The 14896-nt window shown below is 63.4% G+C and carries 14 protein-coding genes and 1 tRNA gene; 8 read left to right on the top strand and 7 right to left on the bottom strand.

Annotated features, from left to right (window positions below):
- Positions 1–149 precede the first annotated feature (149 nt).
- A tRNA-Ile gene (locus I6L39_RS02890) sits at positions 150–226 on the top strand.
- Between the two features lie 246 nt (positions 227–472).
- Here I6L39_RS02890 and I6L39_RS02885 read toward each other — a convergent pair.
- The 5 genes from I6L39_RS02885 to purH form a co-directional block, all read right to left on the bottom strand.
- Complete coding sequence (locus tag I6L39_RS02885; RefSeq protein ID WP_216990973.1) at positions 473–3049, bottom strand: alpha amylase C-terminal domain-containing protein; 2577 nt, start codon at positions 3047–3049, stop codon at positions 473–475.
- Between the two features lie 267 nt (positions 3050–3316).
- Entirely contained in the window at positions 3317–3871 is a 555-nt protein-coding gene (locus I6L39_RS02880) for a cytochrome b/b6 domain-containing protein (protein ID WP_216990972.1), read from the bottom strand.
- Positions 3852–4226 carry a cytochrome b562 gene (locus I6L39_RS02875; protein ID WP_042077177.1) on the bottom strand — a complete coding sequence of 125 codons (375 nt, stop codon included), beginning with the start codon at positions 4224–4226 and terminating at the stop codon, positions 3852–3854. Before I6L39_RS02875 ends, I6L39_RS02880 begins: the two co-directional genes overlap by 20 nt.
- A gap of 254 nt (positions 4227–4480) precedes the next feature.
- Positions 4481–5770 carry a phosphoribosylamine--glycine ligase gene (gene purD / locus I6L39_RS02870; RefSeq protein ID WP_216990971.1) on the bottom strand — a complete coding sequence of 430 codons (1290 nt, stop codon included), beginning with the start codon at positions 5768–5770 and terminating at the stop codon, positions 4481–4483.
- A gap of 108 nt (positions 5771–5878) precedes the next feature.
- Positions 5879–7471 carry a bifunctional phosphoribosylaminoimidazolecarboxamide formyltransferase/IMP cyclohydrolase gene (purH, locus tag I6L39_RS02865; RefSeq protein WP_216990970.1) on the bottom strand — a complete coding sequence of 531 codons (1593 nt, stop codon included), beginning with the start codon at positions 7469–7471 and terminating at the stop codon, positions 5879–5881.
- A gap of 432 nt (positions 7472–7903) precedes the next feature.
- Between purH and zntR the strand changes: the two genes are divergently transcribed.
- From zntR to I6L39_RS02845, 4 genes are all read left to right on the top strand, one after another.
- A complete protein-coding gene (zntR, locus tag I6L39_RS02860; RefSeq protein ID WP_042077173.1) occupies positions 7904–8341 on the top strand; it encodes a Zn(2+)-responsive transcriptional regulator in 438 nt (145 codons plus the stop codon).
- Positions 8331–8867, top strand: a complete 537-nt coding sequence (locus I6L39_RS02855; RefSeq protein WP_216990969.1) for a dihydrofolate reductase family protein — start codon at positions 8331–8333, stop codon at positions 8865–8867. The genes zntR and I6L39_RS02855 overlap by 11 nt, the downstream gene beginning before the upstream one ends.
- A 117-nt stretch (positions 8868–8984) precedes the next feature.
- Positions 8985–9203 (top strand): alternative ribosome-rescue factor A, encoded by a 219-nt coding sequence (locus I6L39_RS02850; protein ID WP_209794079.1) that lies wholly within the window; start codon positions 8985–8987, stop codon positions 9201–9203.
- Positions 9204–9238: 35 nt separating this feature from the next.
- On the top strand, positions 9239–9784 hold the full coding sequence (locus I6L39_RS02845; RefSeq protein WP_216990968.1) for a cysteine hydrolase family protein: 546 nt from the start codon (positions 9239–9241) through the stop codon (positions 9782–9784).
- 49 nt (positions 9785–9833) lie between these two features.
- On the opposite strand, the gene hemW is transcribed toward I6L39_RS02845, so the two are convergent.
- Both hemW and rdgB read right to left on the bottom strand, forming a co-directional pair.
- Positions 9834–10979, bottom strand: coding sequence for a radical SAM family heme chaperone HemW (hemW, locus tag I6L39_RS02840; protein WP_216990967.1), 1146 nt, complete (start codon positions 10977–10979; stop codon positions 9834–9836).
- Between the two features lie 133 nt (positions 10980–11112).
- Positions 11113–11709: an RdgB/HAM1 family non-canonical purine NTP pyrophosphatase gene (gene rdgB, locus I6L39_RS02835; RefSeq protein WP_042077165.1), complete on the bottom strand. Its 597-nt coding sequence runs from the start codon at positions 11707–11709 to the stop codon at positions 11113–11115.
- A gap of 233 nt (positions 11710–11942) precedes the next feature.
- Between rdgB and I6L39_RS02830 the strand changes: the two genes are divergently transcribed.
- The 3 genes from I6L39_RS02830 to I6L39_RS02820 all read left to right on the top strand — a co-directional run bounded on the left by I6L39_RS02830 (position 11943) and on the right by I6L39_RS02820 (position 14837).
- Positions 11943–13106, top strand: a complete 1164-nt coding sequence (locus I6L39_RS02830; protein WP_216990966.1) for a multidrug effflux MFS transporter — start codon at positions 11943–11945, stop codon at positions 13104–13106.
- Between the two features lie 114 nt (positions 13107–13220).
- Positions 13221–14270, top strand: a complete 1050-nt coding sequence (locus I6L39_RS02825) for an oxidoreductase (protein ID WP_216990965.1) — start codon at positions 13221–13223, stop codon at positions 14268–14270.
- A gap of 300 nt (positions 14271–14570) precedes the next feature.
- A complete protein-coding gene (locus I6L39_RS02820; protein WP_209794083.1) occupies positions 14571–14837 on the top strand; it encodes a hypothetical protein in 267 nt (88 codons plus the stop codon).
- The last annotated feature ends 59 nt before the right edge of the window (positions 14838–14896 follow it).

Raw genomic sequence — 14896 nt, 5'->3', positions numbered from 1 at the left:
GCGGGGCTTTGTTTTATCAGCACCAGCCGATGGATGACAGTGAGCAAGGGATGTGTTTGAAGATGGATAAAATCTCGCCAAGTGGTTGATCTGACTATGGACGGGTCATCCCGCATCCCCTATAATCCACGCCGCAAAACCAACATCATGGCCCCTTAGCTCAGTTGGTTAGAGCAGTCGACTCATAATCGATTGGTCGCCCGTTCAAGTCGGGCAGGGGCCACCACATTCAGACAAGGCCGCTCTTCGTGAGCGGCTTTGTCGTTTCTGGCGCTCATCAGCGCCTCGTCATAGTGCCCATTGGTATGAGAGGCGCAGGCCAGGGTGGGCCGCCCCCGCTCTGCGATGTCTTCCAGAGCCCCAGCGCGATGGTCTTGGCACGCGGGACCCACCATACGAAAAAGGCCTCCCGCCGATATGGCGGGAGGCCTGGTTCTGTACTCTGGGGCCTAGTGACCGAGCGTATTGAGCCTTACTGGGCGCTCAGGCTGTAGGCCAGGGTCTGGTCGTTGAAGCGCACCACATAGGCACCGACCACTGCCGTGGTGATGTCTGCCCCGGCCAGCTCGGCGACACCGTCCCTGTTGGTGTCGCCGTAGTTCTGGGTCCAGTCCCCCTTGACATCGAACTTGAAGCGCTGGCCGCCGTTGCCGTCACCGCTGCCGGTGAAGGTGACGCTGGCCTGCCAGAAATGATCCCCGACCAGGGACATGGGGGTGGTGCCCCAGTTGTTGTGGGTGCCGCGAATGTTGAGGCTGGCGACATTCTTGGCATAGGTGACGCTCACCGGGGTCAGGCTGTATTGCAGGGTCTGATCGTTGAAGCGTACCCGGTACTGGCCGATGACCGGGGTGAGGATGTCGCTGCCAGTCAGTTCGGCCACGCCGTCCTTGTTGCTGTCGCCATAGTTCTGGGTCCAGTCCCCCTTGACGTCGAACTTGAAGCGCTGGTTGGTCTGCCCGTCGAAGGTGACCAGGGCTTCCCACTGGTTGTCGGCGACCAGCGTCATGGCAAGGGATCCCCAGGCATTGGGGGTACCGCGGAAGTTCAGGGTCGGCAGCACGCTGGCATAGGTGCCGTTGTCGTCGGTGACGGTCACGGTGGCGCTGGCACTGGCGGTCAACCCTTCCGCATCGGTCACGGTGACCGTCACGGTATGGGTACCCGGGGTATCGAACCGGACTGTCTCCGTGGCGGCGGTGCCCCCGCTGGACCAGCTGTAGCTCACCACGCCGCCATCGTCGCTGGAAGCTGAGGCGTCGAACACCACGCTCTCACCCGCCTTGACGCTGAGGGTCTTGGGGGAGAGGGCGGCCACCGGTGCCTGGTTGCTGGTGAGGGGGGTGACCGTGTAGCGCAAATCGCTCTCGCTCAGGGTAATGCGGTAGGTGCCCGCCCCGCTGACCAGGATATCCTTGCTGCTGCCCTTGTCGGCGATGCCATCCCCCTCGTTGTCGCCGTAGTTTTCGGTCCAGTTGCCGAAGACGTCGAACTTGAAGCGCTGGGCACCGGTGGCGTCACCGTTGCCGGTCAGGGTGAGGGTGGCGGACCAGACACGGTTGGCATCGACGGTCATGGGGGTGTTGCCCCAGGCGTTGTGAGTGCCACGCAGGTTCATGCTGCTGAACTTGTTGCCCGGCAGGACGGAACCTCCGCAGGGGCTGGCTTTGGTGCAACCGGCGAGGATGGCTGTTGCCTTCATGCCGGGCACGTTCAGGCTGGCCTTGCCGCTGCCATCGACGGTGACATAGCCGCCGCTGCAGTAATCAGTGCCCCCCAGGAGGTTGCAGTACTCGCCGGCCGGCAGGCCGGTCTGCACCGAGGCCACCAGGCTGCCGCTCTCGTTGTTGATGGCGACGAAGCCCTTGTCACCGCGGCCGAAGGCGATCTGGTTGTTGCCGTTGTCCCACCAGTGGCTGACGGGCTGGCCCTCGGTTCTGTTGTGGAACAGGGCCATGTTCATGATGGTCGGGCGCCGCTGCTCGCAGTTCCACTGGCTGTCGGAGCAGGGCGTGCTGCCCGGTGCCCCCTTGTCGGTTTCATAGGTGCCCATGTTTTCGAAGCGGTAACCCGACATCACCTGCTTCCAGCCATAGGGCCAGGCCATCATGAAGGTGTTGGCCAGCTCATAGCGGGCGCCGTTCATGAAGGTGAGCATGCCACCGCCACCATGGCCCCGCTCGCGGTCGTGGTTGACCACGAAGACGAATGCCTTGTTCGACGGGAGAAGGCCCCAGCTCTCGCCCAGGGTCTTGAGGTTCTTGATCTGGCCGTTGAAGTTGGCAGCGAGATCCGTGCCGTATTTGAAGTCGGTGACGGTGTCTATGTAGGTGTAGCGAGGGGGCTGGATGTCGGCGGATTCCCCGCCTGCGCCGATCACCTCGAGGTAGGCTCTGGGGCTGCCCGCCTTGTCGAGGATGGCCTTCACGTCGGCCGGGGCCATGTGCTTGGCCGCATCGATGCGAAAGCCCGCCACGCCCCAGCCGAGCAGGGTCTTCATGTAGGTGGCGATCTGATCCTGCACGTAGGCGGAGCCTGTATTGAGGTCCGGCATGCCGTAGAGGGCGCCGTTCCAGACGTTGTTGCTGTCGCCGTAGTTGGTGATGTCGCCGCTGTGGTGGAAGTCGTTGTAGCCGAACTGGGGATACTGGAATTGCCCCGAGTTGTAGCTGCCGCCGCCGGTGGCGGTGCCCGTGCCCGAGGCCAGCTGGTTGAAGACGGCGTCGGCGTAGACCTTGACCCCGGCCGCGTTGCAGCGGGCGATCATGCTTCTGAGCTCCGCCTCGCTACCGCCGAAGCTGTTGAAGTTGCTGAAGCTGACCGGTTGATAGACGGTCCACCAGACCTGGCTGCCCTGCTTGTGTTCGGCGGGGGGAGTTATCTGGACGCCGCCGAACCCCTTGGGCCCGAGCACGGTCTCGCACTCGTTGGCGATGTCGTTGAACTTCCATTGGAACAGGTGAACCATGACCCCTTCGGCGCTGGCAGTGTGGCTGAAAGAGCCGAGTGCTGCCGCCAGCAGGGCGGTTCGAAACAGTGTGCTGTGCATGACGATTTTCCCTTCGATCTTGTTATTGACGTATCACTGTCGTTGAGTCGAACGGACAACGAACAACCTCGTTCGGCTCTGTAGCATTCATGAAATCGGAGTGGTTGAAAATCGAACAAGCTGAATTAATTAAGAAATGTGAATGAAAATGCTTTCATGAACCCATGGGGGAACCAGCTTCCGATCGGAGGTGCGGGCGGGATAGGAGGGGAGAGAGGCGCGAGCGATTAGGGGAAACACAGGGGCCCCGAAGGGCCCCGCAAGCATTCAGGCGTTGGGTTCCTGCTGCCGGACCCGGGTATGGCTCCGGCGCCGGGGCAGCATGCGGGTCACCAGGTTGCTGCGCTGGCGCCAGGAGGTGTAGACGATGGCGCACAGGTGCAGGGCGATCATGGCCTGCAGGGCCCAGGTGCACCACTCGTGCCAGTCATCCGCCCCCAGCTCGAAGCCGGTCTCGGTGTTCTGGAACCAGCCGCTACCGGCGGTGGCCAGCACCAGCAGCCAGAGGGCCCAGACCGCCAGCTTGCCACTGCCGTGATGGCCGGGGGCCGCGGGGGCGCGCGTACGCATCGCCTCGGCCTGCTGGCGAAAATCGTCCCGGCTCGGGATCAGGGCACGCAGGCGGGCGTGGCCGCGTGCGAAGGTGAGCCCCCACAGCAGGCGCAGGCCTATCAGCACCATGACGGCGTATCCCAGCCGCTCGTGCCACTCTTCCCCTGCCTCGTTGAGCCAGAGGTTGCCGATGCAGATGGCCGCCACCCCCCAGTGGGTGAGGCGGACCAGGCCATCCCAGTGGAAGGGATCAGCCTTTCTGCTTGGCATAGTTGTGATACTCCTTCTTCAGGTCGTTGACCTTGGCCAGGTGGGCCTGGGCCTTCTCCTGATCACCGGCCTGCAGGGCCGCCAGGCTGGCATCCAGCTCGGTCTGTACCTTGTTCATGCCTTCGAGGAACTTCTCCTTCTTGGCGGCCGGCATGTTTCTCTCCTTGGCCACATCCAGCTGCGCCTTCATCTCCTTGATGTGTTTCTCCATGGTGGCCGCATCGTCGGCCTTCACGGCCTGCTTGTAGTTGAAGCCGATCTTCTTCATCGGCTGTTCTAGATCACCGGCCATGGCGGGCAGGGTCATCAGGCCGAACATCAGGGGCAGCAGCAGGGGACGCACAGTTTTCAACATGGGATTTCCTCTTGAGACGACGACATTGCGGGTTCTAATGGCACTCATTTGAGTGCGGTGTCACGCAGCATGATGCCACGAAAGCGGGGTAATTGTATGGGGAAAGTGCGACCAATTGTGACTAAATGTGTGCATTGTGCTGGCGTTATGTAACCAGAACGCGGATGGCGACAGGGGAAAAGGGGGCCCTAATGGGGGAAAGAGAGGCAGAGAAAAGGGCCCGAAGGCCCTTGTAAACGGTGAACGGAGGCGCCTTACTTGGCCTGTTCGCGCTCGATGGCACGCCAGCCGATGTCCTTGCGGTAGAAGATGCCGTCCCAGTGGATGCGGCCAGCCAGGGCATAGGCCCGCTGCTGGGCTTCCTGCACCGTGTGGCCGAGGGCGGTGGCGCATAGCACGCGGCCACCCTGGGTCAGGCTGGTGTGCCCTTCCAGGCGGGTGCCTGCATGGAACACCTTCTCCCCTGCCACTTCGTCCACCGGCAGACCGCTGATGGGGTGGTTGCTGCTGTAGTCGCCGGGATAGCCACCCGCCGCCAGCACCACGCCGATGGCGGCACGGGGGTCATAGACGGCTTCCTTCTGATCCAGCTTGCCGGCGCAGGCGGCGAGGCAGAGATCCACCAGATCGGATTGCATCCGCAGCATGATGGGCTGGGTTTCGGGGTCGCCGAAGCGGCAGTTGAACTCGATCACCTTGGGGTTGCCCTCGGCATCGATCATCAGACCGGCGTAGAGGAAGCCGGTGTAGACGTTGCCTTCGGCCGCCATGCCGCGCACGGTCGGCATGATCACCCGCTCCATCACGCGCTGGTGCACCTCGTCGGTCACCACGGGGGCCGGGGAGTAAGCCCCCATGCCGCCGGTGTTGGGGCCGGTGTCGCCGTCGAAGGCGCGCTTGTGATCCTGGCTGGTGGCCATGGGCAGCACGTGCTCGCCGTCCACCATGACGATGAAGCTCGCCTCTTCCCCGTCCAGGAACTCCTCGATCACCACCCGGGCACCGGCGTCGCCGAAGGCATTGCCGGAGAGCATGTCACGCACCGCCGCTTCCGCCTCGTCGAGGGTCATGGCGACGATCACCCCCTTGCCGGCGGCCAGACCGTCGGCCTTGATCACGATGGGGGCCCCCTTCTCCCGCAGATAGGCCAGCGCCGGCTCCACCTCGGTGAAGTTCTGGTAGTCGGCGGTGGGGATGGCGTGGCGGGCCAGGAAGTCCTTGGTGAAGGCCTTGGAGCCTTCCAGCTGGGCGGCGGCGGCGGTCGGGCCGAAGATGGTCTGATCGGCGGCGCGGAAGGCGTCGACCACCCCTTTCACCAGCGGCGCTTCCGGCCCGACTATGGTGAGGCCGATCTGGTTCGCCTTGGCGAAGGCCAGCAGGCCCTCGATGTCGGTGGCCTGGATGGCGACGTTCTCGATGCCCGGCTCAAGCTGGGTGCCCGCATTGCCCGGTGCCACGAAGACCTGGGTCACCAGGGGGGAGTGTTTGGCCTTCCAGGCCAGGGCGTGTTCACGGCCGCCGTTGCCAATGATCAGTACTTTCATCGTCTCGCTCGCTTCTGTCTGAGGTCACTGGCGCGGTGCGGTGGCGGTGCGCCAGCGGAAAGGATCCGGTGCTAAAGAGGCAGGGCCGCCATCGGCGGCCCTGGGCTGTCAGTGACGGAAATGACGCATGTTGGTGAACACCATGCACATGCCGTGTTCGTTGGCGGCGTCGATCACCTCCTGGTCGCGCATCGAGCCACCGGGCTGGATGACGCAGGAGATGCCCGCGGCAGCGGCGGCATCGATGCCGTCGCGGAACGGGAAGAAGGCGTCGGAGGCCATGACGGAGCCCGCGACTGTCAGCCCTTCATCTTCGGCCTTGATGCCGGCGATCTTGGCGGAGTAGACCCGGCTCATCTGGCCGGCGCCCACGCCTATGGTCTGGCCGTTCTTGGCGTAGACGATGGCGTTGGACTTGACGAACTTGGCGACCTTCCAGCAGAACAGCAGATCCTGCAGCTCGGCCTCGGTGGGCTGACGCTGGCTGACCACGGTCAGATCTCCCAGGGTCACCATGCCGAGATCGCGCTCCTGCACCAGCAGGCCGCCGTTGACGCGCTTGAAGTCAAAGCCTTGCGCCGGGGCAGTCCATTGGCCGCACTCCAGCAAGCGCACGTTCTGCTTGGCGGCGACCGCCTCGCGGGCTGCCTGGCTGATGCTGGGGGCGATGATCACTTCCACGAACTGGCGGGCAACGATGGCCGCGGCGGTGGCGCCGTCCAGTTCACGGTTGAAGGCGATGATGCCGCCAAAGGCCGAGGTGGGGTCGGTCTTGTAGGCGCGATCGTAGGCAGCCAGCAGATCGTCACCGATGGCGACGCCGCAGGGGTTGGCATGCTTGACGATGACGCAGGCCGGCTCGCTGAACTCCTTCACGCACTCCAGCGCCGCGTCGGTGTCGGCGATGTTGTTGTAGGAGAGGGCCTTGCCCTGCAGCTGGATGGCGCTTGCCACCGAACCCGGTGCGGCCTGCTCTTCGGCGTAGAAGGCGGCAGCCTGGTGGCTGTTTTCGCCGTAGCGCATGTCCTGCTTCTTGATGAACTGGGCGTTGAAGGTGCGCGGGAAGCGGGACTCTTCGTCGCCTTCCTTGTTCTCGCCGTAGGAGGGCACCAGGGTGCCGAAGTAGTTCGCGATCATGCCGTCGTAGGCGGCGGTGTGCTCGAAGGCGGCGATGGCGAGATCGAAGCGAGTGGAGAGGGTCAGGCTGTTGCCGTTGGCGTCCATCTCGGCGATGACGCGGTCGTAGTCGGAGGCCTTGACGACTATGGTCACATCCTTGTGGTTCTTGGCGGCGGAGCGCACCATGGTCGGGCCGCCGATGTCGATGTTCTCGACGGCGTCTTCCAGGGTGCAGCCGGGTTTGGCCACGGTGGCGGCGAAGGGATAGAGGTTGACGACGACCATGTCGATGGGGGAGATAGCGTGCTGGGCCATGATGGCGTCATCCCGGTCGCGGCGGCCGAGGATGCCGCCGTGCACCTTGGGATGCAGGGTCTTGACTCGGCCGTCCATCATCTCGGGGAATCCGGTGTAGTCGGACACCTCGGTCACCGGCAGGCCGGCGTCGGCCAGCAGCTTGGCGGTACCACCGGTGGAGAGCAGGGCCACACCACGCGCGTCGAGTGCCTTGGCAAATTCCAGGATGCCAGTCTTGTCAGACACACTCAGCAGTGCACGGCGAATGGGTCGAGCTTGTTCCATCACACTATCGTCCTCAGCATAACGGGGACCGTTCCATGGGAGGCGAGGCTCAACACAGAGAGTCCCCAAATAAATGGAAGTGGGGGATTTCGCAAACCACTCTCGCCGGGGCTGGCCGTTGGCAAAAGCGTTTTAGGAAATGCCCGCTTGACGCGACGCTCTCTTGTGGGCGCGTATTCTACACAAAAAATGTGAGCCGTGGTGGATTTTTTAAAGAGACAAAGCCTTGTGTGGCGCGGTGTTAAACGTTTTCTGGTGATTTTTTGTGAAACGTTTGTCTTTTCAGTGTTTTGAGGATAAAGCGCCGGGAAGGCTGGGGTTGGCTGCCGCTTTCCTGCCTTTGGCTGGCAATCGCCGGGCAAAGGGGTGATAGTGGAGGCCGGTTTATATTGAGTACCATTTTGGGCGCTATGCCATGTCGGGGAGAGGGTTATGTATCGGATAGGGGAACTGGCCAGGGCGTGCGGGGTGAAGGCGGACACCCTGCGCTTTTACGAGAAGAACGGCCTCATCTCGCCGGGGATCCGCAACGAGTCGGGCTATCGCCTCTACGGGGAGCAGGACAGACGGCGGCTGGAGTTCATCATCCGTGCCAAGTCGGTGGGCTTCTCCCTGGCGGACATTGGCGAGCTGCTCGCCCTCGACACCAACAAGGCCAGGGTCACCTGCCAGGAGGTGAAGGCGGTAGCCGACACCAAGCTCGAGCAGGTGGAGCAGAAGATCCTGGAGCTGACCCGTTTTCGCGAGAACCTGAAGGCTCTCTCCGACATCTGCTGCGGTGGCCCGCGCTCGGCGGAGCACTGCGCCATCCTGGAGACCCTGGAGTCCGGTGCCCCCTCCCGTCACGAGCATCACGACCATGAGCACTGAGCTGCGCCGGCCCCGGGTATCCGCCTTTCTCGCCCTCTCCCTCGACGGCTTTATCGCCGGGGAGGGCGGCGATCTGGCCTGGCTTGAGCCCTACAACCGCGATTCCCAGGAGGAGACCGGCTACAGCGCCCTGATGGCCAGTGCGGACACCCTGCTGATGGGGCGCAACACCTACGACATAGTGAGCGCCTTTCCCGAGTGGTTTTATGGCGACAAACCTGTGGTTGTACTGACCCACAGACCCGCCGCTCCCCGTGAGCACGTCTCCTTCGGGCAGGGGGCGCTGGCGCAGGTGCTCAGGGATCTTTGGCAGGCGGGGAGCCGCCACCTCTACCTGGACGGCGGCGATCTGGTGCGCCAGGGGTTGCAGGCCGGGGTCGTCGACGAGCTGACCCTGTTCTGGGTGCCGGTCACCCTGGGGGGCGGGGTGTCGCTCTTTGCAGGGCCGCTGCCCGGCGCGCTGGTGCCGGTGTCGAGCACTGTGCTGCCGAGCGGGTTGGTACGGGTTGTCTATCACCCCGCCTGATCCCTTGCGCGGGGGAGGCAAGAGGCGCACAATCGGCGCGTTTTTTCGCCGCCTGGCCACGGAGATGTCGTGTTGTGGCCGGCGCGGCAAACACGACAACAACTTGAAGGAGCCAATATGGCCAAGAAGAAGGTGACTTCCGTCACCGCCGAACCCGCCTGCGAACATCAGCGCGGCATCATTCAGGACAACCACCTCAAGGCACTGGTGACCTCTCCCCTGTTCCAGGCCAGGGTCGAGCCGAGCAAGAAGGGCAAGGGCAGCTATCAGCGCAAGGCCAAGCATGGCAAGCGGTGGGAGCCCGGCCAACAGCGGATGCAACGCGTCTGCTGCTGAGCGGGTTTCTGCCCTTAGCTGACGAGGTTGAGAAGATGACAGGAGTGCTGGTTATTGATGTACAACGGGCGCTGTTTGAACCGGAGCCGAAACCCTTCGAATCTGAGTCGGTTGTTGAGCGCATCAACGCTATCACCGCATGGGCGCGGGCTCGTGGTTACCCTGTCTTTTTCATCCAACACGAACAGGCAGAGGGTGCAATGGCCTTCGGCAGTGAAGGATGGAGCCTGCATAGCAACCTTGAGACGGCCACAACGGATGTGATGGTACGCAAGACCACCCCGGACTCGTTTCATCGGACTGAACTCGAGTCGGCCCTGTGTGAGCGGGGCCTGAGCCATTTGATCGTCTGTGGCTATGCCTCCGAGTTCTGCGTTGATACCACGATAAGGCGTGCCGCTGCGTTGGGTTTCCCCATCCAACTGGTATCAGATGCGCACACAACCCATGATAAAAGCCATGCAACGGCTAGACAGATCCGGGAGCATCACAACAATACGCTCTCGAATGTCACCAGCTTTGGCGTTCGCATCTGCACGATAGAAACGCAGGCACTTATCCAATCCATGCCGAGTGTATGAGCTCAATGCAGGGAGTTGAACCCCGAGGGCGCCTTCATTCGGGGCAAAACTACTCGTCCATAAAGAGCTCAAGCAGCACATTCAGGTAGCGATGCCCCAAAGGGGTGAGCTGCCAGCTGTCGCCGAGATCCTCGATAAGCTCCTTGGTCCGGGCGATGGCGAGCACAGCCTCCACCCGCTCCAGCGCCAGCCCGGTATAGGCCTCGAACTCCGCCTTGGGGGCCGGCTCGAACAGCCGGAACCGGTTCATGAAGTACTCCAGCGGCAGATCGTCCGCCGCTACCTGCCATTGGCTGTCCAGATAGGGGCGGCTGGCGTCCAGATACCCCTTGGGGTGCTTCACCTTGGCGGTGCGCAGGATCTGCTGGTTCGCGAGATCCGTCACCTTGCCGTGGGCGCCGCAGCCGATGCCGAGATAGTCGCCAAAGCGCCAGTAGTTGAGGTTGTGGCGACACTGATACCCCTCTTTGGCATAGGCCGAGATCTCGTACTGCTGATAGCCCCGGGCGGTGAGCATGGCGTGGCCCTGCTCGTAGATGTCCCACAGAGTGTCATCTTCCGGCAGTGTGGGCGGCTTGGAGGCGAACGCCGTGTTCGGCTCTATGGTGAGCTGATACCATGAGAGGTGCGGCGGCGCGCAGTCGATGGCCTGCAGCAGGTCGTACAGCGCATCGTCCAGGCTCTGATCCGGCAGGCCGTGCATCAGATCCAGGTTGAAGGTGGGCAGCGCGATGGCGTGGGCCAGGGCGGCGGCCTTGCGCGCCTCTTCCGGGCCGTGGATGCGCCCGAGCCGGGTCAATTTTTCCTGCTGGAAGCTCTGTACCCCGATGGAGATGCGGTTGATGCCGGCCCGCTGGAAACCGGCGAACTTGTCCGCCTCCACGGTGCCGGGGTTGGCCTCCATGGTGATCTCGCAGTCCGCAGTGAGTGCGATGCGCGCGCGCACCCCGTCCAGCAGCGCCTGCATGGCCTCCACGCTCAGAAGACTCGGGGTACCACCGCCGATAAAGATGGAGGAGAGGGGACGCCCTTGGGCCCAGTTCAGATCCTGCTCCAGATCCTCCAGCAGGGCCGCCACGTACTCGAGGTGGGGCAGCTCCCCCTTCTGGGCGTGGGAGTTGAAGTCGCAATAGGGGCACTTCTGGACGCACCAGGGCACGTGGATATAGAGGGAGAGGGGCGGCAGTTGCAGCATGGGGTTTCCAGTATTCAAAAAATCAAAAAGGGTCGGGTTGCCCTGGTTGCCGGTGACAACGGACGGGGCGCCGCGAACGAAACGGGGGCCGACGGCCCCCATTGTAGATGACAACGCGGCGGGAGACAGCGCCTTAGTTGACCGCCGCCAGGGCCGCCTTCAGCTTGGCCAGGGCCTGGCCGCGATGGCTGAGCTGGTTCTTGAGCTCCGCCGGCATCTGGGCCGAGGTGCAGTCGTGGTCGGGGACGAAGAACACGGGGTCATAGCCGAAGCCGTGCTGGCCGCGGGGTTCGTCGATGATCATCCCCTCCCAGCTCGCCTGGCAGATGATGGGGGTGGGGTCGTCGGCGTGGCGCATGTAGACCAGCACGCACCAGAAGCGGGCGCTTTTCAGGTAGTCGGGGGCCCCTTGCAGTTCGGCCAGCAGCTTGTCGATGTTCTCCTTGTCGCTGGCACCGGCGCCGGCGAAGCGGGCGGAGTAGACGCCGGGGCGGCCGTGCAGCAGATCCACTTCCAGGCCGGAGTCGTCGGCGACGGCGGGCAGGCCCGTGACGCGGGCGGCATGGCGGGCCTTGATGATGGCATTCTCGACGAAGGTGGTGCCGGTCTCGTCGGCATCGGAGACTGCAAACTCGCTCTGCGGGATCACCTGGATCTTCATATCGGCCAGCATGGCGGCCAATTCCTTCACCTTTTTCTGGTTCCCTGTTGCCAGGACAAGCTTGTTCATCACGCACCTCCACAAAAATAATCTGCGCATTCTATGCGGGGCCGGGGCTGAGTAAAAGCGCAATTGTCCGAGGACCTATGCCGTGGGCTGGCTGCCGGCCTGCCTCAAGAGGGGTGGATAAAATACATGTTTCCATAGGGGAATAACCGAAGTGATTAAATACCATTTCAATTCATTACTCTGAGTCAGTAGACTCGCGGCCCAATCGATATTCCTAGGGCTTGAGGTGACTGATGCCATTGATTCTTCTGCTTGTACTCCTGGTGCTGTTCAGCCCGCTGGCCATCGACATCTATCTGCCCGCCATCCCGCAGATGGCCGAGCAGCTGGGGGCCGAGGTGACCCTGATGCAGGGCACCATCACCTGGTTCCTGTTCAGCATGGGGCTGGGGCAGTTGCTGGTGGGGCCGCTGGCGGATCGCTACGGCCGCAAGCCCGTCGCCCTGGGCGGCGTGCTGCTCTACGGCCTGAGCGCCCTGGGCGCCGGCTTTGCCGCCAGCCTGGGCGAGCTGATGCTGGCCCGGGTGCTGCAAGGCTTCGGTGCCTGCGCCACCTCGGTGGCCGCCTTCTCCGTGGTGCGTGACAGCTATGGCCCCAAGAAGAGCGGCCAGATGATCTCCTATCTCAACGGCGCCATCTGCTTCATTCCGGCGCTGGCGCCCCTGCTCGGCGGCTGGCTCACCGCCAGGGCGGGCTGGTCGGCCAACTTCTGGTTTATGGCCGGGTACGCCCTGGTCGTCGGAAGCTGGCTGCTGTGGCGGATGCCGGAGACCCGCCCGGAGGAGACCAGCAGCAGCGGCCCGCTCATCAGCTGGTCCCGCTACAGCCCGGTGCTGCGCTCCCCGAGCTTCCTGTTCAACGCGGCGCTGTGCATGCTGGCGATGGCGGTGATCCTCGCCTATGTCACCGCGGCGCCGGTGCAGCTGATGGTGACCCTGGGTCTGGACATGAACGGGTTCAGCCACTGGTTCACCGCCAATGCGGCGCTCAACATCCTGGCCTGCTTCCTGGCCCCGCGCTTCATCGCCCGGGTAGGGCCAAGACGGACCCTGCGCATCGGCCTGCTGGTGCTGCTGTTCTCCGCCATCTCCCTGACGCTGGCCATGCACATCCCGCATCCGCTGGCCATGATGGGCCCGGTGTTCCTCTCCAGCATCGGCTTTGCCATGATACTGGGCGCGGCCGCCGGCATGGCGCTGGCCCCTTTCGGTCACTGTGCGGGTACGGCGGCGGCCCTGCTCGGCCTGTTCCAGATGAGCGGCTCCGGCGCCCTAGTGGGGATCACCGGATGGCTGCTGCCGGATCCCCTGAGCCAGCTGGCCCTGCACATGTGGCTGCTGCTGCCCCCCCTGCTGATGCTGATGACCCGCCAGGGCCGGCGCTTGTGTTTGCAATAAATCCTGTGCTCTGATGGGCACACTCAGGGGGCCTTGAGCCCCCTTCTCTATATTTGCATTTGCGGGCGACGCCTCTCCCGCTCCCCATGACCTCGATACCGTGGAGACAACCGGATGAGTCACACAATCAACGCCGCCCTGGTGGGTTACGGCTTCGCAGGGCAGACCTTTCACGCCCCCTTCCTCACCACGACCCCGGGGCTTGCCCTGCGCTGGGTGGTGAGCCGGGATGCCGCCAGGGTGCAGGCCGAGCTGCCCGGTTGTCTCGTCGGCACCCTGGAGCAGGTGCTGGCCGACCCGTCGGTGGATCTGGTGGTGATTGCCACGCCGAACGACACCCATGCCCCCATCGCCCGCGAGGCGCTGCTGGCGGGCAAGCACGTGGTGATCGACAAGCCCTTCGCCCTGGATCTGGCCGAGGCGAAGGCGCTGGTCGAGCTGGCCGAGAAGCAGCAGCGGCTGCTCAGCATCTTCCACAACCGGCGCTGGGACGGGGACTTCCTCACCGTGCGCCGCCTGCTGGCAGACGGGGTGCTGGGTCAGATCGCCCAGTTCGAATCCCATTTCGATCGCTATCGCCCCGAGGTGCGCCAGCGCTGGCGCGAGGCGGGTGGCCCGGGCTCCGGCCTCTGGTTCGATCTCGGCCCCCATATCCTGGATCAGTCCCTGCAGCTGTTCGGCCAACCTGACTGGATCCAGGCCGATCTCGCCCGGCAGCGTCCGGGGGCCCTGAGCGACGATTACTTCCACGTGGTGCTGGGGTATGGGGTGCGCCGGGTGATCCTGCACGGCAGCTGCCTGGTGTCGGCTGTGATGCCCCGCTTCGTCGTCCATGGCAGCCAGGGCTCCTTCGTCAAGTTCGGCATGGACGTGCAGGAGGAGCAGCTCAAGCAGGGCAAGCGGCCACCGGCGGCAGACTGGGGCGTGGATCCCGTGCCCGGCCAGCTCAGCCAGATCCGGGACGGCGAGCTTGTGCAGCAGACCGTGGCCGGCGAGACGGGGGATTACGGCGCCTACTACCGCGCGGTCTGCGCCGCCATCAAGGGGGAGGGGGCCAACCCTGTGCCCGCCCCCGAGGCGCTGGCGGTGATGGCGCTGCTGGATCTTGCCAGGGAGAGCCACAGCCAGGGTCGGCGACTGGCTTGTCAGAAGTTGTCTGACTGAGTCGGCGCTGCCGTTTGTTCAAAATGGCAGCGTTTGACTGATAAAGATCTTTTATGCGGCTTTTTATTTCGATGTTTCGCGTAAAGAGTGGTTTTTTGTATTAATATCAGGCGCTGTAGTAGTTCTTTTCATCCAGCCAACGAGAAAATATCATTGTGATACGCGTTTTCATTGGCTCGGTATGGCGTTATATTTCGCGCGTCTCTTGGCTCCCGTCCTGATGGACTCTTCACGGGGGCAAGGCGCACAGTAGTGATGGTCGTGCAGACCGTCTCTCCATTCTTATTTGAGGATATGTACATGAACAAAGTACTGGTAGCCGGTATCCTGGGTCTGATGTTGACCGCCTGTGGTCAGAAAGAAGAAGCTGCCGCTCCGGCTGCTACTCCGGCCGCCGAGGTTGCTGCAACTGTTAGCGAAGCTGCCTCTACCGTAGAGAAGGCTGCTTCCGAAGCTTCCGCAACTGTCGAGAAGGCTGCTTCCGAAGCTTCCGCAACTGTCGAGAAGGCTGCCGCTGACGTGGCCACCAAGGCAGAAGCCGCAGTGAGCGATGCCAAGGCCAACTAAGCCCGCACCTCATTGAAGAACGGGCCCGGCGCACTCGCGTCGGGCCCGTTTTTTTATGG

Origin of the sequence: Aeromonas sp. FDAARGOS 1409, assembly GCF_019048705.1 — a bacterium.
Taxonomy (GTDB): domain Bacteria; phylum Pseudomonadota; class Gammaproteobacteria; order Enterobacterales; family Aeromonadaceae; genus Aeromonas; species Aeromonas sanarellii.
Note: the sequence above shows the minus strand (reverse complement) of the source record. Positions and strands in the feature narration are given on the sequence as shown.